Raw genomic sequence first — 20,416 nt, 5'->3', positions numbered from 1 at the left:
ATCGGCGAGCCCAGCAAAGCCGGCAATATCGGCGGTTTCGATGGGTGGGCTCCGGTCATGGTCCAAGCGACGCACCGTCCTTCTCCTCATCTGACCCCTAAGCCGGCCGTCCGCCCCATCCAACCCGCGAGCCATCGGGCCGAGTTGCCGTGTGCCACGGCTGCCCGCACCACCCCTTGTCTCGGGGTTCCCCGGCGCTGCGCTGCCGGTGGATGGGCCGTCCTGTCCGCCTTGGCCGGGGATCAGTCGAAGGGACGGTCCCTTGGACCCATATCGAAGGAACCCAGGCCATGCAGAACCTCGTCATCCTCGCCGGCAATGTCGGTGGCACGCCGGAAACCCGCACCACCCAGGGCGGCACCCGCATCACCCATTTCAGCCTCGCCACTTCGCGCCCGAAGCGCGACAGCAACGGCAAGATCCTGCGCGACGACAACAATCGCCGCCTCGAGGACACCGAATGGCACCGGATCACCTGCTTCAACGGCGTTGGCAAAACGGTCGAGCAATATGTCGACAAGGGCATGAAGGTCATGGTCCGGGGCCGTATCCACTACACCCGCTGGACCGACAGCGAGAATATCGAACGCTACGGCGTCGAGATCATCGCCGACGAGGTTACCTTCCTCACTCGCGCCAAGTCGAACGAGAATAGCGGCGGCGGCAACGAGCCCGAGGACGATGAAATCCCCTTCTGAGGTCGGACAGGGCGGCCCGGCGGCATCGCCGCCGGGCCTCTTATCCTGTTCAGGCGCGGCATGGTCCCAAACGGATCAGCGGGATCGGCATCGCCCCTTGGCATAGCGCTCCCAGCGCAGCACGGTGCCGGTCGCAATCATCGCGCAGCTGAGATCGCCGATGCCTGGCGCGTTGCACCAGGCGCCGGTCCGGTTGCCCTTGGCCTCGCCGGTCGAGACGCAGCGCATGGTGGGGCCAACCACGCGAATATGCCCCGTGGATGTCTGGCCGCGCGGTCCGCCAAGCAAGCGCACCAACGCGTCGCGAGCGGCCGGGCCACTTGCTCCCGGACAGGGCTGGCCGGGGCGGCAGCTGTTGTCGATCTCGCGCGCGGCAATGCCGGCGAGCCGCACATGGGCGCCCTCGCGGCACCAGATGGGGCCATCGCCATCCCAGACGCGCGTCGGCGTACAGGCGAAGGTCTGACCATTAGGAACGACGGCGGCGGCAAGCAGGAGCGGGAACAGCATCCGGCGGGGCTAACCGACAAGCGGCGGCCTGTCATCCGGACCCCGTTGAAGGGAGCGGCAGGCAGGGCAAGGGGTGGGGCGGGACATCGGCGGGGACCTGGCCTCCTGGCCGGCGGGTTCGCCCGCTCTCAATCGGCGCGATCCTTGGTCCACCCGGTGACCTTTTGCGATCAACCCGCAAGGGGTCCGGTCGCTTCGCTACGGCTTTTTGGGCCTCCAGCCAAAAAAGTGATCGCGGCCACCGGCCGGACACATCGGGCGCTTGTCGAGCGGGACGAACCCGCCGGCGCGCAAAGGAGCCTCGACATGTTCACCGACATCGCAATCGCTCGCCGCCACGCCTTCAGCCTCTCGCGCAGCCTCATGATGGTCACCTTCGTCATCGCGATCGGTCAGCATTACGGGGTCATCACCGCCGAAGACGCCGACGGCAGCGTCGCCATCGTCACCGAATTCGATCCCTTTGCCTGACGGCTCGTCCGGGAGCCGCTCGGCTCCCGGTTATTCCCCTCGCTTCGATCGCGGCTTGCGCCGAAGACGAGAACCGATTGTTCAGATGCCGCGCCTATGCTGCGATAATGACGATTGAGGCTGAGATAGCGAATGCCGGCGATGATGCCCTGTGGGCGCGCGTCATCCAGCAGGTGAACGCCTGGCGCGGCGCCTGTCTGCAATGCTTCGCCTCGGTGGAGGTGGCCGTTACCGAGACTTTGCTGCATCTGAGCGCTCACCCGGGACGAGGACAGTCGGTGAAGCTACGGCATTTGGTCGGGCAACGGCTCGATGACCTGGCTGCACTCGTCAATGAGGGCGGCCCCTTTTCCGTGGAGGGAAATGGTGTCGCGAGCCTGCTGGCGGAATTTCGGCCCCAGGAGGGGCTGCGCACGATGCTCGCCCATGGCCAGGCGAAGCTGACAGTCGAACGGACCAGTCGATGGGCCGCCATCTTTCGTGTGATCGCGATCCGGGCACGGCAGGCTGATCGTTCGACGCTCGTGATCGAAGAGAGCGAGGCGGTGGAGAGGCTTCAGCAGCTCCGTAAGGTATCGCAGAAATTGTGCTCTGCTCTTGGCAATTTGCGCCGGGCGGTTGCCGTCTGAAAGTCGGGATTTCTTTGCATCTATGCGCTGAGACTGGCGGCTCCGGCGCGGCCCGACCGGGCTCTAGGCTTCGCCCTGAGCCTTGTGCCAAGTCTCAGCCCATTCGGGTGACGATCCCTGCCGTGGCTGCTCGCACTTCTCAACCCTGCGCGCAAACTATGGCCCGGCCGGACGCGCCGCGCGCTGGAGGGCAGTTGGCCAGGCCCGCACGCAAGTGCTCATCGTGCAGCATTATGTGCCAGGGACGGTCATGGCCGCGCGCCGCGAGATAATAAGCCGCGCCGTCGCAGCCGACCATGCGGCATCGGGCCTGCCGGTCGATGAGGCTGGCGCCTGCTCCATGGAGCCCGATCAGGGCATCGACATCCTCGCGCATCAAGGCACCGCAGCGGCGGCATTGCGATCGGACGAGGATCTGGCGCAGCCGCATCGCCTGGAGTGACGCGGTCCAGGCCGGGGCAAGGCGGAAGAGAGTGGCGCTGCTCGTCATGACTGGCAGAGGATAGCGCCGGGCTCTCCGCGGAGCCAGAGGATCAGGTTACCGCAATCACCTCTTTGCGATTCCGCCCGCCAAGACCTTCCTCCTGTCGGCTTGCCTGGCCGGCGCGCGCGCCCGCGCAAGCCCGCTTTGCGGGCTTCTCCACTGCCGTTGCGACCCTGCGGGTGCGCGGCCGCGCTCTGCCGCCGGCCCTTGGCACGCCTGTCGGAAGGCCCCGGCGGGCGGGGCCGGACAGATCAGGAGCGTTCTCATGTCCCAATCCTCCCCGAATGCGATGAGCCAGGCCGAGCGGATCGCCCGCGTCGCCGCACTCAATGACGCGCTTCGCCGGTCCATCCATAGCCCGGGCCGCAACCAGGTCGTGATGACCGGCGGCGTTGCGGCGCTGATCGGCGACATCGCCCTGTTCCGCGGCTTTCGCCGCCGCGCGGAGATCATCCGGATCGTGCGCGACTATGACAGCTTCACGCCCGACAACGATCCGATCTGCGAGCATGATTTCGGCCGCTTCGAGTTCGAGGATGCGATCCTCTACTGGAAGATCGACTTGTATGATCCGGGCCTTGTCAAGGTCGCATTGAACGGTTCCTTCTGTTGACGCGTTGGGGGGCACACGCAATGCTCAGGGATTGGCTTCATTCGTTCCGGGGTCAGCTGATGCACTATCCGTGCATAGACTTGTATCCGGTCGCGGCCGTGCCCGCGCACCATAATCCGTATTCACATCCCCGGATCGAGCAAAGGCGGATGCAGACCAAACTACTACTGGGCGTTTTCAGGCGCCATCAACTTTCCCGGTCACACATCACACCAATCCGCGTCGCCTTATCGAGCCTGTTGCAACATAAGCATCAGGCGGCGCGGAGCTCGGCACCTTGAGGGACCAGACCGGTCTCCACAAAGCGCCAAAGCGCGATTAACAATTTTCGGGCGAGCGCAACGATCCCCACCTTTGCCGCGCGAGCGCCGTTGCCTTTGAACCGGTTGCGATACCAAACGGTCAGTTCGCTACTTGGCTGATATTTCAACCAACACCAGGCAAGTTCCACCATCTGCACACGTGTGCTTCGGTTACCGGCTTTGCTGATGCCCTGATCACGCGACACGTCGCCGCTGGCGAAGGGCGCCGGAGCTAACCCAAGGAAGGCCGCGACGTGTCGTCGGCTTTCGAACTTTCGGCAAAAAACCTCTGCAACCAACATTGCCGCGCTGTTCGGACCAATGCCCTTCAGCTGCTCAAGGCGAACCGCTTTCTCTCGGCATGGGAAGGTAGACTCCTCACGGAGCACAACTTCAGCGCGGTCCCGCTCGATGTCCTTGATCTGATCGTTGAGCAACGCGAGCCGTTCGAAACAGCGCTCAATTTGTCGACGAAGGTTTGGTGGCAAAGGCCGCCCATCGCCTGTGCGCATGTCGTCGAGCTGTTTTGACCAGTCACCGCCCTTGATGGCTTTGACAGATCGTATGCCCTGTAATGCAAGTAGCCCCCTGATCCGAGAGATAATTCGGGTGCGCTCGTGCACGAGATCGCCGCGCTCCCGCATTACTCTGCGCGCGTCCTCCTCCTCGGGGGAGGGCACGTCCACGACACGGCACACGCTTTTGTCTCCAGCGAGATAGGCTTTGAGGATCCCGATCATTGCTTCGGCATCGATCCGGTCGGTTTTTGCGCGCCTGCCTCGCCGCGACACAAGGAAGCTGGCGGGATCCAGCACATACGTATCGATGTCGTTCGACCGCAGTAGCCTTGCGAGCCAGAAGCCATCATATCCAATCTCGAAGCACAGGCGAATGGCGGCAGGTTCACCGAGACGATCAGCGGCCTTGCACTCAAGATTGCGAAGGTGACTGATCAGTGCCGCGCTGTTCCCGGCAGGAATTGTCCGCAGCGAAGGCTTCGCCGCTCCTGGCGACAGCGACGCAACAAGCCAGTTGCGCTTGCTGAGCTCAACGCTGACAATGACAGAAGTCTTGGGGCAGTAATCTGACGACGAGTTCTCCATTGTAGCGTTCTCCGTGAGGTTTGACGGAACAACGGCATAGCCGATCCGGCCTGCATAGGATCTATTACGATCTCGAGCTCGCCTATGGCTCGGCGGATGCCGCCAACCCCGAGGTCACGACGCGCGTGCTCACCATTCTGCTGGCCGACGAATATTGATCCGGCGCAGCCATCCCCCCGACCGGGGGGATGGCCCGCATAGTCTGCTTGAGCAGACTATGCGGGCAACGGACGCCGCATCCGCAAATGTGGGAGGGGAGGGCGCGGGTCTGAGATGCCGCGCGATTGCGCGTGGCCGGCGCCAGTGGCGCCGTTCGCTTGCCCGTTCACTGGCTCCAAGGAGACTTATCATGGCCGCATATTTCGCCGCGCATCCCGATCACGCGTTTCTCTTCGCGTTCGGCTGCTTCGCCCTCACCGTCTATCTGTTCCGCTATGTCGGTCCCGGCATTGGCGGTGGCGGCGACTGGTCCTCGCGCGATCATTATGAGCGCAACCTGCGCGATGGTCCGGACGACTATTGCTGAGGTGCCGCGGTCATGAAGACGATCGTCGTCAGCCTGCTCAAGGGCGGGGTCGGCAAGACCTTCCTCGCCAGTCATCTCGCCTGGTATCTTGCTGAACCGCCTGAGCGCCGCGTCGCCTTCGTCGATCTCGACCCGCAGGGCAGCTCGACGCGGCGCCTGGGCGCCGAGCGGCAAGGCGGATTTTCCGCCGACCTGTTCGATCCTGCCGCTGCCCTGTGCGCCGACGGGCAGGCCGGGCTAACCGTGCTCGGTGCCGATCCCCGCCTCCAGATGGTCAAGGCGGCGCAGGATGTGCGCGACTTCATCGGGCGCTTCCCGGCGCTCCGCCCGCATTTCGACTATTGCGTCATCGACACGGGGCCGAAGTGGGACGAGCTCACCTTGAGCGCGATGGCGGTCGCCGATGCCGTGATCGCGCCGGTGCAGGTGGCTGAGGATTCGGTCGAATGCGCCAAGATGCTGCTGACCGCGCTGCGCAAAGCCGAGGCCGCGCGCGCCGGCCGCAAGATCGCTTTCCTCGGGCTCCTCCCCTCGATGGTCAATCCGTTCGACCGGCGCGAGATGGAGAATGCGGTGAAGCTCGCGCATGCGGTCGGCGAGAAGCTCATGTTCCCGGCCTTCATCAAGGCACGGCCGACCTACAAGCATGCCGCGGAAAATCATCGTCCGGTATGGCAGGAGACTGGCAGCGGCGCCAAGGCTGCGGCCGAGGAGATCCGCGCGGTTCTCGCTGAGATCGAGCGGCGCATGACAAGCCAGGAGGTCGCGGCCGCCTGATGGGCAAGTTCGACGAACGCATCGAGGAGTTCGGACTTCTTGTCGGCGGCCATGAACGGGCGCGCCGGGTCGAGGATATCGAGCTTGCGCGCATCCTGCCCGACCCCGGCAATCCCCGGCGCAGCTTCGACGATGACGCGCTCGCTGAGCTGGCCTCCTCGATCGCGTCGCGCGGCGTGCTGCAGCCGATCACGGTCACGCCGCCTGACGCGAACGGCATGCACCGGATACGTCTGGGCGAGCGCCGCTTCCGCGCATCGCAGCTGGCGGGCCTTGCCACGATCCCCGCGATCGTCGTGCCGTTCGGCGAGGGGGTGCAACTGCTGGCCGACCAGATCGTCGAGAATGACCAGCGCGCCAATCTGTCGTCGGTCGAGCTCGCCCATGCGATCGCCCGGATGCTCAAGGGCGGGATGAACCAGGTCGAGATCGCGGCGGCACTCGGCCGATCCAAGCAGTTCGTCTCGCTCTATGCCGCCTATGGCGACATGCCGGCCTATCTCAAAGAGGCCCTGCCGTTTGCGCCCATTCGCCTTCTCTATGATCTGCACCGGACGGCGAGGGACTACCCTGCCGAGGTCGAGGCCTATGTCGCCAGCTGGGGCGACGCCGGGGCAACGCTCGCCGCAGGATCGCGCTTCATCGCCGAACTCAAGCAGACGCACCCGGCGCCGGTCCCTCCGCGGGCGCCTGTGGCAAAGCCATTGGGGCCCACCGACCGCGATCCGGTTCGATCGGGCCTCACGGACAAACCCTCCGCGCCGATCCGATCTCCGAGACTACCGGTTCTGGTCGACGGATTCCCTGCGTGGCTCCCGCTGGCGCCTTTGGTCACGGTGATTTTCGAGGATGGCCGCGAGCGGGAGGTCGCTGCCTCGTCAATCGGTCCGACCGGCGAGAGAAGCGAGGCCTTGCCAACAACTGACCCGCCTCCTCCGCGTTCGTAGTTTATCTTGTACGATGGTTTGGGCCGTACCCTTCGGGGTGCGGCCCTTTTCGTGTCGACGGGCGGGGGCGGCGCCGAAGGTGCCGCCCCTTGCTGCGGACAATCGATATTCGAGAGGGGTTCACTGACCGAAGAGTGATAGTCTGCCCAAGCAGACTATAAGATGAGTTGAGTAAAGGTGAGAGCCGGATAGGCTTGGCGCCGGGGATGTATGACAATAGCGTTGGCCACATGCCCGTCTTCACCTTTCGGCTCGACGATGATGTCGCCCAGCGCTTCGCCGCGCTCGCGGCGGTATCGGGCGGCCGCTCGGCGCTGCTGCGCCGCTTGATCGGTGACGCCTTGGCCATGGAGGCGGGGGAGGAGCATCAGGCGCCGCGCGCCCGCCAGCGCGCAACCTGCCGGGTCGAGGTTCGGCTGATCCCGGAAGAAATCGCCGCGCTCGATCGCGCGGCGGATGCGCTGGGGATGAAGCGTACCGACTGGATCACCACGTTGCTGGCGCGGCACTTGCGCGCAAACGCACCCTTGCCCCGCGAAGAGCGAGCGGCGGTCGCGCAAGCGTGGCGCGAGCTTAATCGGATCGGGATCAACCTCAACCAGGCAACCCGCGCGCTCAACGCCTCGGTGATGGTCGAATCCGGCCTCGACGTCGCGCGGGAAGCGGCCAGGGTCGCAAGCTTCCGGTCCGAGATTGTCGAGGCGCTTGCCGGTCTCGGAGCCGCGCTCAAGGGCGACCTGCGCTACTGGGACACGGCCGATGCGTGAGGAGGAGGGGGTTCTGCCGCTTCCCAGCCTGATGGAAGCCTGGCGGCCGCCGGTCGGCGGCAAGCGGACCCTGCGCGGCGCGTATGTTCGGATCAAACCGGGCGGAAGCGGGAGCGGGGCCGCCCGGCCGATGTCGATGGGCCAGGCCGAGGCGCGCGCCAAGCTCGAGCGGATCGTGCGCAAGGCGCCCGAGGTGATGGTGAAGGTCTCCGGCAAGCAATATGGCGCTCAACATGTCGCCGAGCATTTCGGCTATGTGGCGCGCCACGGGAAGCTCGCCGTCCGATCGAGCGAGGGCGAGATTATCACCGAGCCGGATCGGCTCAAGGCGATCGCTCAGGACTGGGCGATGCTCGACGAGGCCATGAACGAACATGGCCGGGAGCGGCCGACGTCCATGTCGCTGGTGCTCTCGATGCCCGGGGGATCGACCGACGCCGAGACGCTCCATGATGCGGCGCAGGCGTTCGCGCGGATCCTGTTCGAGGGGAACCATGCCTATATGCTGGCGCTCCATACCGACACCGATCATCCCCACGTCCATCTGACGGTGGCGACGGAAGGGGCGGACGGAACACGCTTCAATCCGCGCAAGGCAGACCTCCATCATATGCGTGAGACCTTTGCGCACGAACTGCGCGCGCGCGGTGTCGCGGCGGAAGCGACGCCCCGGCGCGCACGTGGTCATGTCCAGAAGCGGGTCCGCTCGCCCGCGCTCCATCTCGATGCCCGGCTCGGAACCGAGCGGCGCAGGCTCAATCTCGAGCAGCTGAACGAGCTGCGGGCGCAAAGCTTCGCGCGCGCGGCCGACCAGGAGCGCCGACCGGAAGATGTGATGGCGCTTTCCCGCCAGAAGCAGATCCGCGGCGCCTATGCCGAGGCCGCCGTCGCGCTCGCTGCTACGGGGAAAGAGGAAGACCGGGCCTTGGCGCAAGAGGTTGCCGGATTCCTGGGGGCCATGCCGCCGGCAGTATCGCGGCGGCTCGCGCGTGCTCGGGAGATCCTGCAATCGGAGCGGCCGCCGCAGGATCGGACACACCCGCCGCAGGATGGTGCTGCGGGGACGGACGAGCGGCCGCCGCAAGGCCGGGACCGCGAGCGATGATGTCGGCCACGCTAGCTTCGCCGACTCGGGCGCGGCTTTCCGGACTTACCTACAAGGGAGCAGTCCTATCTATGAGTGCGAAAGAATCTCCCGGAAAACAGGGATGTTATACGTAAAATCTAGCTCATAGCTTGTTAGAAAAAAGCGTGCTATTATCTAACAAGGAGGAGCATCGACCAATGTCTGCGGTAGCCGATCGGATCATGAAGCGTGTGCGCGGCAAGGGCCGCGGCTGGGTGTTCACGCCCAAGAACTTCGTCGACTTCGGCACGCGCGGGTCGGTCGACATGGCGCTGTCGCGTCTCGCGAGCGCCGGCGACATCCGCCGCATCGGCCGGGGCCTTTATGACTATCCGCGCCAGCATGACAAGCTCGGGGCGCTCAGTCCCGATCCCGCCAATGTCGCCAAGGCCCTCTCGACGCAGAGCGGGGACAAGCTCGCGCCGTCGGGCGCGGCGGCGGCGAACAGGCTCGGGCTATCGACCCAGGTTCCCGCCCGGGCCAGCTATGCCACCACCGGGCGGACCCGGGTCAGGCAAGCGGGCGGGCGCAGCCTGACGCTCAAGCACAGCCGTGCACCGGTGCTCGACAATGCGCCTGACTCGGTCAACGCGGTCGTGCAGGCGCTCGCGCATCTGGGGAAGGACAACATCGACAGCGACAAGATCCGGCACTTCGCCGCCCGTCTCGATGATCGCGACATGCGGATGCTCGCCCAGGCCCGGGCCGAGATGCCCGGGTGGATGGGCGACGTCGTCTTAAAGATCGGCGCCGCCCGCAATGGATGAGTTCGCGCGCCGCCCGGCCGAGGATCGCCGGGCCTATATCGATGAAGCCGCCGCGCGGCGGGATTTCACGCCCATCATCATCGAGAAGGATTTCTGGGTCTGCTGGACGCTGCGCCGCCTGATCATGTGCCCCGACCTTGCCGGTCATATGACCTTCAAGGGCGGGACGTCGCTGTCGAAGGCCTATGGGATCATCGAGCGCTTCTCCGAAGACATCGACCTCACCATTAGCCGCTCGGCGCCGCTGCTCATGGACGTCGCGTCGCCGATGGACGACGACATTACCGGCAAGGAGCGCGAGCGCCGGACCAGGGCGCTCAAGACGGCGGCGCAGGCCTATGTCGCGACCGTCGCAATGCCGCTCCTGGCGCGCGAAATCGAAGCCGCTCTCGGCACCAGCGAGGGCTGGAGCCTCGTCCTTGATCCCGACGACGAGGACGAACAGACGCTGCTCTTCGTCTACCCGCGCACTTCGGGCTACGGGCTCACCTATGGCGAGAATTACGGCGGTGCGGACGAAAGCGGATACATCAAGCAGCGCATCAAGCTCGAATTTGGCGCCCGCGGCGACACCGAACCGTTCGAGCTCCGACCCATATCACCCTATCTGGCCGAGGACTTTCGCGAGGAGCTGCCTGATGCGGTGACCGAAGTGCCAGCGCTCGCCGTCGCGCGGGACCTTCTGGGAAAAGGTCACGATCCTTCCTGCGATCCATCACAACGGCAAGCTGCGCGAGGGCATGTCGCGCCATTATTATGACGTGCTGATGCTTGACCAGGCCGGCGTCACGGCCGAAGCGCTGGCGCGGATCGAGTTGCTCGAGCAGGTCGTCCACAACAAGAGCCTGATGTTCGCGGACAAGTCAGCATCCTACGACACGGCGGTGCTTGGAACACTGCGCCTTTCGCCTGACGGAGCCGTTCTGGAGAAGCTTGATCGGGACTATAGCGCGATGGCGGACATGTTCATGGCCGCGCCGCCGAAATTCGATGCGCTGATGAAAGGGCTGGCGGCGATAGAGGCGGCGATTAACGGGCGCTAATGCCCGGGGGGTTGCGAAAGAGCTATCCAACTAAGTATTTGAAATAAAACAATAAAAGACTGATAATATATATTATGTTAAATCCACAACCAGCTGAGTTTCGTGCCTGCACAGAGATGAGCTAAATGCGGCACGAATGGAAGCGAGCGAGGGAACTTGCATGATCACCGCCAAGCACATCCCTTGGGAGCCGATCGCGACATTGCCGGAAGACCGGAAAGATGGCCGTCGCTTGCTGCTCTGGGAGGTTGACCTCCCTGTGATCGGGCGATGGGATAGCGACCGCGAAGGCTGGGAGGATCCCGAAAGCATGCATATCCTAGAAGAAGTCACCCATTGGGCTGACATCAATCCACCCGTGTGATGGGCTAACGCACGAGGGAGATCGCCCTCTTTTGAGAGTCCGGTCTGCCCAACATGGAGAAAAAGACCCACGATATCGATCGAGCCGTGGCGGCCTCCGATCAAAGATATTGTCTTGCATGTCGGAATATCCGACACTATATACAACTCATGTAGGCAAATCGTGCGAGGCGTAGATGGCGACAATTGCACCTACCAAGCCGGTTACGGTAGCATTCCCCAAGAGCGACGTCATCGCGGCGCTCGTGGCCGAGCTCATCGAAGTGGCGAAAGCGGAGGCGCAGGTACGCGGCATTCCGCTTCCCCCCGATAATCCCGAGATCATCAAGGCGCCTATTCCGATGGATTCGCTGTCGGTCGTCGATACGCTGTGCGCGCTTGAACCGGTTGTCGGCTTCGAGCTGCGCGAAAGTATCGTCCGCACAGGTGGCTACAGTTCGATCGAAGCCGCGCTCGAACATCTCGTTCCCAAGATCGAGCGCGTATGGATTCGCAAGAAAGGATCGAAGCCATGACCAATCTCGCATTGCGTCACGAGGACGACGAGGAGGAGCGGCGGCGCTTAGGCGAACGGCTGCGCGAGGCCCGGAAATATCTTGGCCTCAAGCAGGAAGAGGTCGCGGCCTATCTCAAGATCCCGCGCACGGGGCTTACCGACATCGAGAACGGGCAGCGCCGTGTCGAAGCGATCGAGTTAACCCGCCTCGCGCGTCTCTATCGTCAATCGGTCGGCTATTTCACTGGTGAGGACGAAACCTCGGCCAGCTTGCCGGCGGATGTCGCGCATCTGGCGCGGCGCGTTGCCGATCTGTCCGCTCAGGACCGCGAAGAGCTTGGCCGCTTCGCCGATTATCTGCGCGCACGGTCGGGCGGAGGACAAGGCTGACCATGGCGCTCGACTACGCGAGCGCGGTTCGAGCCGGGGCCATGGCCGCTGGGCGGCTGCATCGGCAGCTGAGCACGCGCGAAGTGATCGAACAGCAAGGTGGCAACGTCGATGTGTTCGGCGCGATCCACGCCGTCGACCTGCCGTTGTTGCTCCGGCCGCTCAAAGGGCTGCTCGGCGCCTATTTGAGCGATCCTGCGCACGGCGTCCTCGTTACGACCGAGCGGCCGATGAGCATTCAGCGCTTCACGGCGGCCCACGAGCTGGGGCATTTCTCGATGCAGCATCAACCCAGCCTTGATGACGAAAGCATCTTGCGGCGGATGCCAACATCGCCGGAGCCCGGAGGGCTGTTCCAGGAAACCGAGGCGGACGCCTTTGCGATTGCCTTCATGATGCCGAAATGGCTGATCCTGTCGCACAGCGCCCGCCAGGATTGGCAGGTCGATGATTTTCGCCGCGCCAACGTGGTTTATCAGCTCTCGCTTCGCTTGGGCGCCAGCTACGAAGCGACATGCCGGACGCTGCTGCGCTACAATCTGATCTCGCAATCGACCATGACCGATCTGTTGCGGACGCAGCCGCGCGCGCTGAAGATCGATCTTCTCAAGGATTATCGCCCGGCCAATTATCGCGGCGATGTCTGGCTTCTGACCGAACGCGACGCTGGCACGAGAATCGATGGCAGCCGCAACGACCTGTTTGTGCTCCGGCTCAAGGAACATAGCGGCGGCGGGTATCTGTGGGATTTCGACCAGCTTATCGCGAGCGGCTTCGCCATTGTTCGCGACGACCGCGAAGCGGTCGATGCGGACGCGATTGGCGGGCCGGTCGTTCGGAGAGTGACAGCCGCCATCGAGGCGGCGCAGCGGGGTCGGATGTCGATCGAGGAACGGCGGCCATGGCAGCCGGTGCCAGCGTTGGCCCATCTGACGTTCGACTTCGACCTGACCGGCCCCGAACCTGAAGGTCTCTCGCGCGCCGAGCGGCGGCATCTGCTCGAGGCCGCCTAGCTCCTATGATCCAGATCACGACCGATCTTCGGCCCTTGTTTGGTGCTGCGCGCGATCAAGGCGCGCGGCCCACCTGCATGGCCTTTGCGGCAAGCGATGCCCATGCCGGCCTACGCGACGGTTGGGCACCGCTTTCCTGCGAATTCGCCTTTTACCAAGCGCAGCGGCGTGCGGGCCGATCGCCGGCGCAGGGCGCGCTGCTGTCGGCGATGCTCGATGCGCTGCGCAGCGACGGCCAACCCGAAGAACAGGGCTGGCCCTACCTCCAGGCCGTCCCCGAAGACCATGGCTCGTGGAAGCCGCCGTCCGCCGTGGGTGAACGCTATGGGCGAGACGGCCAGCCGGGCGGAGCGAACCTCGCCTCGATCATCGCCTTGCTCGACCAAGGCCGGCCGGTCGTGATCCTGACGATGCTGTCGCGCTCGTTCTTCATGCCGACGGACGATGGCATCGTCGATCCCGCCAATGACGAACAGCCTGAACCGAGCCAGCGTCATGCCGTAATCGCGGTTGGGCACGGCCAAGTCGATGGTGCCACTGCAATTCTCGTTCGCAATAGCTGGGGTGCGGGATGGGGCATGGACGGACATGCCTGGCTGACGGAACGGTTCCTGGCGCCGCGGCTCTTCGCCACCGCGAATTTGATGGAGGCAGTCGATGTATCTTCCAGTACCCTCGCAGCCTGACTGCGTTTCCGCGTGGCGCGAGGCGGTGCGCGTCGTCGATGGCGCCCCCGGCCACCAAGCCTACAACGTCATCATCGACGTCGCCGATCCCTCGGCGCGCGCGACGCTTGCAGATCCCGTGGTCGCCGAGGTCGATGCCTTCCTTGCCGGGCGGGGCAAAAAGCCGATCGAGACGGTCGCCAACACCATCTTTCCGGCAGCGCTCTACCACCGCCACGGCGCGCCGCTCTTCTTCGATCGGTTCCGGGACAATGTGCTTCCAAAGGTCAGGTTGAAGGAAGCCTGGTCAGGCTACTATTTCGAGCGAATGATGCAGTTACCCCAACTTGACGGGCCGCCGATCAACCAGATTTGGGGGATCGTCGAGCGCCTGCGCAATCCAAAGGTGCGCGCGCTCAACAAGTTTGAACTGAGCGTTTTCGACCCTGCCCGCGACGTGAACGATTCGCCTTACGGCGGGCAGTGTCTGAGCTTCGCGAGCCTCAAGCTGATCGGCAAAGGCGATCAACGCCGGATCGCCATGACGGCATTCTACCGCAACCATTTCTACATCGAAAAGCTACTGGGCAATCTGATTGGGCTGGGCAGGTTGCAATCGTTCATTGCCAAAGAGGGAGGGGTCGGTCTCGGACCAATGACAATCGTCTCTACCCACGCCGAAATCGACACCGGCAAATGGAATCGCGGCGATCTCCAGCAGCTTTTTGCGCGCTGCGATCAGGCGAGTGCGCAACTCCTCGCGGCAGCATAAGGCGCCTCCAACGGCAGACGCGGCGTTTCGAGAGCGCCACCGTCGATCCCGTACATCGCGAACATGCCTTCGATGAAGTCGCGCTGCCCGCCATAGCTCGGATGGCGGACGGCCGTCGTCGGTATACCGACATCGCCAAGGGCTAGGTGAGCATCGCGCCCGATCGCAACGATGCGCCGGGGGTTGAGCATGGCAATCAGCGCTTGAAGCAAAGGCCAGGTCGCCTCGCGTTCTCCGCGGGTATGACAACGGTTCGACAAGGGATCGCCCGCTTCATGCGGATGGAACGGGAAGACGTTCCAGAGCATGACCGGCTGTCCGATCTGTTCGAGCACGCGCCAGACGATCGCCGCCGTCCGCTCGGCGACCGCCGGGCCTTGCGTCGCACGTTGAAGGGCGATGCCGCCCATCAACGCACCCGCCCGGTCGAGATGGACCTCATCGGTGAGGGGAACGCCCGTGCGCCGGCCACCGCGATAACCGAGGTCGCGGGCAATCCAGATGGTCTCGACCTTTGCATCCAAGGCAGCGATCAGCAACCGTTCCAGATTATCGCGCCGCTTGGCCGCCGCGTCGCGCCGGTCATGAACGGCGCAGCGATCGCGCCAGGGATTGAAAACGGAAGGAAGTTCGGTTGCCGCCAGAGTAGAAACGAAATGCTTGGGGGTCATGACGGCAGTTCCTTGATAAGCAGGCGACGATGGGCGAAGTCGATCGTGACGCGACCGCGCCGGTGTTTCTGGAGGAAGCGGAAGGCCGCGTAGCCCTGGAGGATCGCTTCCTCCCAGAGCCACAGCGGACAGCGTTCGGATTCGTAACCGACGACGAACTGGCGGACATGCTTGAGCATGTCCAGCGGCAGCCCGCCTGATTTTACCTTGTCGAAGTAGCGAAGCTGCTGGGCCTGGCCGAAAATCCACGAGGTGACGCCTTCCTCGATCAGGATCGCCCGCGCACCATCCTCCGCATCATCGAGCTTCGGGTCGCTCTTGCGCTTCAAGCGCAGCAATGCGCGGATGACGGGCGACCAGCCCAGGACCGCGACATGCGCATAGTGAAAGACGTCGTGGAAGCGATAATCGTCGGGTTCAACCGCATTGTCGGTGAGCCGATCACCGACGTAGACGCCACTCGATCGTTGATAGACGAAGGTCTGTCCGCGAACCTTGCGCTCATAGACGTCGATCGTCATCCGCCGTGGGAGATGCTCTTCGGGGTCCATCATGGCATCGAACGGAGCCGGATAAACTTTCTCGCGGGGCCAGCGGTCAAAGATCTTATGTAGGTTTTTGACGGCGGCCGCCTCGATCGTGACCCCGGAATCGTTGGCGGCCTGGATTAGCCTGCGCATGACCGCCACGAGTTGGCGAGCGAGCATCGCCTTGTCTCGCGTCAACGTCCCCAACTGGAAGCTATTGACGAGGACGCCGACCTCGCCGGCGAGCGCGAGCAGCGTGTGCTCGAACTGCGGCATGGGCGCCTTGGCTAGCGGAATGTGGGCTGGCTGGAGCGCATGGAAGCTCAAGGCACCGTTGTTTCCAGCCCGCCACTCGTCGTCGCCCCTCGCGGCATTTGCCGCGATGTCGCTTAGCGCCAGTGCGCTGCGGCGCGCGACGGCCGCCAAATACCAAAGAACGTCGCCGAGCTCCTCGGCAACGGCATCGGCATATCCGAGGTAAGAGGCAGCATCGCGTTGTTTCTTCTTCGCCTCGCTCAGAAGACTGCCCGCTTCGCCGAACAATCCGAGCATCGAGAAACCCAGAGCGCTCTTCCCGCTACGCTGGTCCGTCCGGGCAGCCTGCTTGGCGTAGTCGTCGATCGTCAGCGCCTCGAACTCGCCTGACATTAGTTGCGCTTCCGACGGTCGGAGATTGCCTCAGGCGGCACATTTACGCCGTAGGCCTCGAGCGCGCGCAGCACGATCATGCGGATGGGTTCGCGAGCGTCGAGCGCTCGCTGACCAAGATCGCGCTTGGTCACCCCTGGGACCTGGATTTGAAGATGCTCGTCATCGGCATCGCTGCGAGCCTCAACTTGTTTCATGAAAACAATAAATCAGAGTTTCATGAAAATATGAAACAGAAATTTATCAATCGGTGAATGATTGGTCCTCCGACAGCCGTAAACGGGGCAAACTGCGCTACCGGCTGCGAGATCGCTGCACAGGTGGATGGACTCTCGAGGATTCGTTTCGGTTGGGCGCAACGTCCAGACCCTTCCTGTTGCGCCCTTCCCTGAGCAGGGCAGGACGAATTTGATCACCTCGGTCAACGTGGTTTTGCAGTGTGGTGGTCGCGACCTTCATCACGCGCGAGATCGCTTCGGGATTGTCGAACAGTGCGGTTCGCACTACCGCTTCGATCACCCGCAACTGACTTTGCGCGGCTCGCTCGTTTCTGCCCACGGACGCCGCAGCTCGGGATCGAGCCGAGCGCTCGTGAGCTTGGGACTGATCTCGGCCGGACTCCCGGGTGACTGACGGAACGGCCGCCGGCGCGATGCTGTTGCGGTCATTGCCAAGCTTGAGGCGATCCAGCTCCTGCAGATCGCGCTCGTTCGGCCGATATCCTCGCACGTCGAGCCCTTGGCGGTTGGCCTCCAGCCATGCTGCCCGGCGAAAGGCCTCGCTGCCAGTAAGGTGAACATTCGTCCACCCACGATGCCGGGCGATCGCGACGAGATCACGCACGACCTCCTCACTGTCACTCGAAGTGACAAGGCGCCTCCCTTGGTCCCGAAATGCAGGCTCCTTGGCCTGAGCCGTCGTAAAGTAGGCAGGCTCGCCTGACCATTTGCTGGTCGATGAGAAGTAGCGTTTTTGCAGCGTCTCCGGCATGTCGCCGGTCGAGACCGATCGGGGCGGCCGCTGCCCCTTTTCCTTCTTTCCCAGGGGTTCGGGAGCATCAGGGCCGTGTTTTTCGGAACGGCCCGATGGCGATGCCTCACCGATTGAAATGGCATTGCTGCGCTTCCTAGCGCCCCGCGAACTCTCGGGTTTCTCAGCGGACATGGGCTGCCCTTTCCTGCATGAGGGACGTGGATGCCGATCCGGTCGGTGGTAAAACTGCCCGCTCGACCATCGCCGTCACGAAGGCGATTGCGGCAGCCTCGTCGCCCGGCGGCGGCAGTTCGGCCAGGTCACCCAGAACCAGCATGTCGTCCGTGATCTCTGCCGCGCCTGAAAGCTCGGCCTCGGTCATTTCCCGCATCGCAATTTCCTCCGGTATGGCGTTCCCCGAGCTCGTCGCCGGTTGCCGGCGGGTGCCACTCAGCCCAGGCGTGCCAGCACCGTGCTGCTCTAAAGCCGGAGTGGGGGAAGAAAGCATTGCCGCGATGGGACGGGCGGGCAGCACGGGCGGAGCGATCACTCGCCGCGTGAAGCGCGGCATCCGGTAATAGGCAATCTTGCGACCTCGAATGGGCGGGATGCCGGCGCGGAGGAGCAGGAGCTCGCTCTTGGGTAGCTGCATCAGCTCCTGCGGCAGCAAGAGTGCGCGGCGCTGGTCGGATTCCGAGATGCTTCGGTTCGCCAGCAGCCCGTGGATGGTGCGGCTGCGGGATTTCACGCTCATCGTGAAAAAGCCGAGCCGTTCGGAAAGTTCGTTCGCGACCTTTAGCTCCTTGGGCGTGAAGACAACCTCGAGCCCGCAATTGGCGATGATCTCGTCGGTGACATCGGGACCATAGATTGCGCGAAGCTGGGATCGGCTCTGAATGACCGGGACCAGACGTAGGCCATAGCCGGCGACATAGGAAAAGCCGCTCGCAATCACCGAGGCTTTGCCGAGCCTGGCGAACTCGTCGAGCAGGACCAGGACCGGGACATTGGTCGCGCCCTCAGGAAGATCGCGGGTGTTGAGATCCACGAGTTGCTGCAGGAACAGGCTGTAGATCGGCGCGATGCGGTCGATATTGTCGGGCGACACGCCAAGGTAAATCGACATGCGCCGACGCCGTACCTCGCGCAGGTCGAAGTCGCTTTCCGAGGTGGCGGCATCCACCATGGGGTTGAGCCAGAGATTGAGCCGCGCGGTGATGGTCTGCTTGATCCCGGAAAAGGTGTTGTCCGAGGCCGAGGTGAAATCCTGGATCGCGGACACGCACGCTTGGCTGAGGCGCTGGCCCACCCTGCGGGCTTCCTGAAGCGTTGCGGGAAGGTCGCTCTTGGGATCCCCGCTCGTGAGGCGGCGGTATATCTCGCCGATGGTGAAGGGCAGGCCCGGGTTGGATGCGACCAGGGCGCCGACGCCGACAAAGGCCGCTCGCGCGGCCTCCGCCCAGAAGGGATCGGATCGCTCGGGCGCGGGGAAAAGCATGCCCGCGATCTTCTGCAGCTCGTTGACGACCTCTATGTCATCAGTCCGTCTGATGTGCGCCAGGGGGTTGTACCGCGCCGTCCGCCCCTCCGCGTCGAGCGGATCGAACAGATGCACGGCCTGGCCGGCCCGTGCACGATACCCCGCGCTTGCGCCCCAGTTCTCCCGTTTCACGTCGAGCACGACCACCGAATCTGGCCAGGTCAGCAGATTGGGAATGACGACGCCCACGCCCTTGCCCGCTCGTGTGGGTGCCTCGAGCAGAACATGCTCGCTCCCGCCGAATATCAGGAAACGTCCAGCCTTGCGGCCGACAACGATGCCGGACGCGGCGCGAAGGCCCTCCCGCCGGATCTCGCCTTCGCGCGCAAACCGGGCGGTGCCGTGCAATGCCGGCCCGCGGCGCAGAATTCCAATCGCGAGGAGCCCGACCACAACTGCGCCCGCCAGCGCCCCGCGCTTTAGCCAAAGAATAAGCAGTGGGTCCGCCCGATAGTACCACAGCCATGCGGGCAAGGCCGTGAGGTCGGTGTGAGAGCCGATCTGGCCCAGCCCAAAGAGGGCAACCAGCACGGCGATGGCGCAGCACAATAAGGTGCCGCCGGCAACGGACAGGCCGATCATCCAGAAGCTACGCTGCACCGGCATCGCCCACCTTCGGGTGGAAGTAGACCTCTTCGACCTCGAAGCGGCCGCCATGGCGCCGGGTCTGGACGACCACATCGATGAGCATTCGCAAAAGTCCGCGGATATCATCGCGCGCGAGATCTCGGCCGCCCTCGGATTCCTTGACCAGTAGCGTCAGCTGCTCGAAGGCACCCGCCGCAGAGCCGGCATGCACCGTGGTGATCGACCCAGGGTGCCCCGAATTGACATTGCGCAGGTAGAAGAACGCGGTGCCGTCGCGCAGCTCCTGCAGCAGGATCCGATCCGGGCGCATGCGCAGCGCGCTCTCGAGAAGTTGCTTGGGACCGACCTTTGCAAGGCCCTGCCCCTCGCTCGAATAGACCATATGAACGACATTGCGATGGGGCACGATGAGTTCGCGTGTGTCCTCGATCGTAAGCAGTCGCTCGTCGGGCGGGATGAGCTGGATGAGCGCTTTCGCCAAGGTCGTCTTGCCGGACCCGGTTGCACCGCTGACCAGGATATTCTTGCGCGCGGCGACCGCGACCTTGAAGAAGGCCGGCCAGTCGCCCGCATCGCGAAGTGCCACCAACTCGGCGTCGGTTTCGGTAAGGCCCCGGGCGCTCGCGCGCGTCGTGTCAAAGAGGCCAGCGCGTGCGAGCTGGTCGATCGGCAGGGTTACGGTCGAGGGCTTGCGTATCGTAAAGGACGGGCAGCCGCTCGGCGTCACCGACGGGATTACGATCTGGCAGCGCTCGCCGCCTGGGAGGACGGTCGAACAGATCGGGGTCTGCCCATCGATGTCCTGGTGCGTGAAGCTTGCCGCGGCGACGGCGAGCGTTCCAAGCCACTCGCTGTCGAGTTCGGACAGCTCATGCCATCGCCACCCCTGCCGGTCCTCGATTCCCGCCTCGCCCGGACGGTTGATGACGAGCTCGGTCACATCATCTGGCTCCAGCAACGGAAGAAGCGGTTCGAGGTAGTGACGAAGGACGGCGGTGTCGCGCATGG

The 20,416-nt window shown here is 64.0% G+C and carries 27 protein-coding genes and 1 pseudogene; 20 read left to right on the top strand and 8 right to left on the bottom strand.

The genetic code is table 11. The features are described 5' to 3' along the window. Window positions 1-290 precede the first annotated feature (290 nt). Window positions 291-698, top strand: a complete 408-nt coding sequence (locus TZ53_RS22745; protein ID WP_007688067.1) for a single-stranded DNA-binding protein — start codon at window positions 291-293, stop codon at window positions 696-698. Between the two features lie 75 nt (window positions 699-773). Here TZ53_RS22745 and TZ53_RS22740 read toward each other — a convergent pair whose 3' ends face one another. After that, window positions 774-1,208 carry a thermonuclease family protein gene (locus TZ53_RS22740; RefSeq protein WP_021243663.1) on the bottom strand — a complete coding sequence of 145 codons (435 nt, stop codon included), beginning with the start codon at window positions 1,206-1,208 and terminating at the stop codon, window positions 774-776. A gap of 306 nt (window positions 1,209-1,514) precedes the next feature. Between TZ53_RS22740 and TZ53_RS22735 the strand changes: the two genes are divergently transcribed. The 4 genes from TZ53_RS22735 (at window position 1,515) to TZ53_RS22720 (ending at window position 3,405) form a co-directional block, all read left to right on the top strand. Then, on the top strand, window positions 1,515-1,679 hold the full coding sequence (locus TZ53_RS22735; RefSeq protein ID WP_007688065.1) for a hypothetical protein: 165 nt from the start codon (window positions 1,515-1,517) through the stop codon (window positions 1,677-1,679). Between the two features lie 107 nt (window positions 1,680-1,786). Next, window positions 1,787-2,308, top strand: coding sequence for a hypothetical protein (locus tag TZ53_RS22730; RefSeq protein ID WP_021243662.1), 522 nt, complete (start codon window positions 1,787-1,789; stop codon window positions 2,306-2,308). A 250-nt stretch (window positions 2,309-2,558) separates the two neighbouring features. Then, the gene (locus TZ53_RS22725) at window positions 2,559-2,750 is read left to right on the top strand and encodes a hypothetical protein (RefSeq protein ID WP_232307277.1); all 192 of its coding nucleotides are present in this window, start codon (window positions 2,559-2,561) and stop codon (window positions 2,748-2,750) included. A gap of 307 nt (window positions 2,751-3,057) precedes the next feature. Next, on the top strand, window positions 3,058-3,405 hold the full coding sequence (locus TZ53_RS22720) for a DUF3768 domain-containing protein (RefSeq protein WP_172668335.1): 348 nt from the start codon (window positions 3,058-3,060) through the stop codon (window positions 3,403-3,405). A 253-nt stretch (window positions 3,406-3,658) separates the two neighbouring features. On the opposite strand, the gene TZ53_RS22715 is transcribed toward TZ53_RS22720, so the two are convergent. Then, on the bottom strand, window positions 3,659-4,810 hold the full coding sequence (locus TZ53_RS22715) for an IS110 family transposase (RefSeq protein ID WP_044663230.1): 1,152 nt from the start codon (window positions 4,808-4,810) through the stop codon (window positions 3,659-3,661). Between the two features lie 62 nt (window positions 4,811-4,872). Between TZ53_RS22715 and TZ53_RS26955 the strand changes: the two are divergent. The 15 genes and pseudogenes from TZ53_RS26955 to TZ53_RS22655 form a co-directional block, all read left to right on the top strand. After that, a pseudogene (locus TZ53_RS26955) lies at window positions 4,873-4,968 on the top strand (DUF3768 domain-containing protein); the annotation flags it as partial. 191 nt (window positions 4,969-5,159) lie between these two features. Next, entirely contained in the window at window positions 5,160-5,336 is a 177-nt protein-coding gene (locus TZ53_RS27270) for a hypothetical protein (RefSeq protein ID WP_013039042.1), read from the top strand. A gap of 12 nt (window positions 5,337-5,348) precedes the next feature. After that, window positions 5,349-6,113, top strand: coding sequence for a ParA family protein (locus tag TZ53_RS22710; RefSeq protein ID WP_021245563.1), 765 nt, complete (start codon window positions 5,349-5,351; stop codon window positions 6,111-6,113). Further along, window positions 6,113-7,060 carry a ParB/RepB/Spo0J family partition protein gene (locus tag TZ53_RS22705; protein ID WP_021245564.1) on the top strand — a complete coding sequence of 316 codons (948 nt, stop codon included), beginning with the start codon at window positions 6,113-6,115 and terminating at the stop codon, window positions 7,058-7,060. The genes TZ53_RS22710 and TZ53_RS22705 overlap by 1 nt, the downstream gene beginning before the upstream one ends. A gap of 230 nt (window positions 7,061-7,290) precedes the next feature. Further along, window positions 7,291-7,827, top strand: a complete 537-nt coding sequence (locus tag TZ53_RS22700) for a plasmid mobilization protein (protein ID WP_031291476.1) — start codon at window positions 7,291-7,293, stop codon at window positions 7,825-7,827. After that, window positions 7,820-8,932: a relaxase/mobilization nuclease domain-containing protein gene (locus TZ53_RS22695; RefSeq protein ID WP_021245566.1), complete on the top strand. Its 1,113-nt coding sequence runs from the start codon at window positions 7,820-7,822 to the stop codon at window positions 8,930-8,932. Before TZ53_RS22700 ends, TZ53_RS22695 begins: the two co-directional genes overlap by 8 nt. A gap of 179 nt (window positions 8,933-9,111) precedes the next feature. Next, window positions 9,112-9,720, top strand: a complete 609-nt coding sequence (locus tag TZ53_RS22690; protein WP_021245567.1) for a DUF6088 family protein — start codon at window positions 9,112-9,114, stop codon at window positions 9,718-9,720. After that, complete coding sequence (locus TZ53_RS22685) at window positions 9,713-10,480, top strand: nucleotidyl transferase AbiEii/AbiGii toxin family protein (protein ID WP_237267768.1); 768 nt, start codon at window positions 9,713-9,715, stop codon at window positions 10,478-10,480. Before TZ53_RS22690 ends, TZ53_RS22685 begins: the two co-directional genes overlap by 8 nt. Further along, window positions 10,419-10,763: a nucleotidyl transferase AbiEii/AbiGii toxin family protein gene (locus TZ53_RS27640; RefSeq protein WP_328514173.1), complete on the top strand. Its 345-nt coding sequence runs from the start codon at window positions 10,419-10,421 to the stop codon at window positions 10,761-10,763. The genes TZ53_RS22685 and TZ53_RS27640 overlap by 62 nt, the downstream gene beginning before the upstream one ends. Before the next feature lie 160 nt (window positions 10,764-10,923). After that, the gene (locus TZ53_RS22680; RefSeq protein ID WP_013039051.1) at window positions 10,924-11,127 is read left to right on the top strand and encodes a hypothetical protein; all 204 of its coding nucleotides are present in this window, start codon (window positions 10,924-10,926) and stop codon (window positions 11,125-11,127) included. A 175-nt stretch (window positions 11,128-11,302) separates the two neighbouring features. After that, window positions 11,303-11,641: a hypothetical protein gene (locus tag TZ53_RS22675; RefSeq protein ID WP_013039052.1), complete on the top strand. Its 339-nt coding sequence runs from the start codon at window positions 11,303-11,305 to the stop codon at window positions 11,639-11,641. Continuing rightward, window positions 11,638-12,012, top strand: coding sequence for a helix-turn-helix domain-containing protein (locus tag TZ53_RS22670; RefSeq protein ID WP_013039053.1), 375 nt, complete (start codon window positions 11,638-11,640; stop codon window positions 12,010-12,012). Before TZ53_RS22675 ends, TZ53_RS22670 begins: the two co-directional genes overlap by 4 nt. A gap of 2 nt (window positions 12,013-12,014) precedes the next feature. After that, window positions 12,015-13,025 (top strand): ImmA/IrrE family metallo-endopeptidase, encoded by a 1,011-nt coding sequence (locus TZ53_RS22665; RefSeq protein WP_013039054.1) that lies wholly within the window; start codon window positions 12,015-12,017, stop codon window positions 13,023-13,025. A gap of 5 nt (window positions 13,026-13,030) precedes the next feature. Next, window positions 13,031-13,711, top strand: coding sequence for a C1 family peptidase (locus tag TZ53_RS22660; RefSeq protein ID WP_013039055.1), 681 nt, complete (start codon window positions 13,031-13,033; stop codon window positions 13,709-13,711). Next, window positions 13,683-14,462 (top strand): hypothetical protein, encoded by a 780-nt coding sequence (locus tag TZ53_RS22655; RefSeq protein WP_013039056.1) that lies wholly within the window; start codon window positions 13,683-13,685, stop codon window positions 14,460-14,462. The genes TZ53_RS22660 and TZ53_RS22655 overlap by 29 nt, the downstream gene beginning before the upstream one ends. Here TZ53_RS22655 and TZ53_RS22650 read toward each other — a convergent pair. The 6 genes from TZ53_RS22650 to virB11 all read right to left on the bottom strand — a co-directional run bounded on the left by TZ53_RS22650 (window position 14,429) and on the right by virB11 (window position 20,414). Next, on the bottom strand, window positions 14,429-15,133 hold the full coding sequence (locus TZ53_RS22650; RefSeq protein WP_013039057.1) for a uracil-DNA glycosylase: 705 nt from the start codon (window positions 15,131-15,133) through the stop codon (window positions 14,429-14,431). The genes TZ53_RS22655 and TZ53_RS22650 overlap by 34 nt on opposite strands. Then, a complete protein-coding gene (locus tag TZ53_RS22645; RefSeq protein ID WP_021245305.1) occupies window positions 15,130-16,308 on the bottom strand; it encodes a nucleoside triphosphate pyrophosphohydrolase family protein in 1,179 nt (392 codons plus the stop codon). Before TZ53_RS22645 ends, TZ53_RS22650 begins: the two co-directional genes overlap by 4 nt. Beyond that, window positions 16,308-16,505 carry a hypothetical protein gene (locus tag TZ53_RS22640; protein WP_021245304.1) on the bottom strand — a complete coding sequence of 66 codons (198 nt, stop codon included), beginning with the start codon at window positions 16,503-16,505 and terminating at the stop codon, window positions 16,308-16,310. The genes TZ53_RS22645 and TZ53_RS22640 overlap by 1 nt, the downstream gene beginning before the upstream one ends. Before the next feature lie 97 nt (window positions 16,506-16,602). Then, the gene (locus tag TZ53_RS22635; protein WP_031291273.1) at window positions 16,603-17,472 is read right to left on the bottom strand and encodes an LPD7 domain-containing protein; all 870 of its coding nucleotides are present in this window, start codon (window positions 17,470-17,472) and stop codon (window positions 16,603-16,605) included. Further along, complete coding sequence (locus TZ53_RS22630) at window positions 17,462-19,426, bottom strand: type IV secretory system conjugative DNA transfer family protein (protein WP_021245302.1); 1,965 nt, start codon at window positions 19,424-19,426, stop codon at window positions 17,462-17,464. Before TZ53_RS22630 ends, TZ53_RS22635 begins: the two co-directional genes overlap by 11 nt. Further along, window positions 19,410-20,414 (bottom strand): P-type DNA transfer ATPase VirB11, encoded by a 1,005-nt coding sequence (virB11, locus tag TZ53_RS22625; protein WP_013039062.1) that lies wholly within the window; start codon window positions 20,412-20,414, stop codon window positions 19,410-19,412. The genes TZ53_RS22630 and virB11 overlap by 17 nt, the downstream gene beginning before the upstream one ends. Between the last annotated feature and the right edge of the window lie 2 nt (window positions 20,415-20,416).

Origin of the sequence: Sphingobium sp. YBL2 (assembly GCF_000943805.1) — a bacterium.
Taxonomy (GTDB): Bacteria; Pseudomonadota; Alphaproteobacteria; order Sphingomonadales; family Sphingomonadaceae; genus Sphingobium; species Sphingobium fuliginis.
Note: the sequence above shows the minus strand (reverse complement) of the source record. Positions and strands in the feature narration are given on the sequence as shown.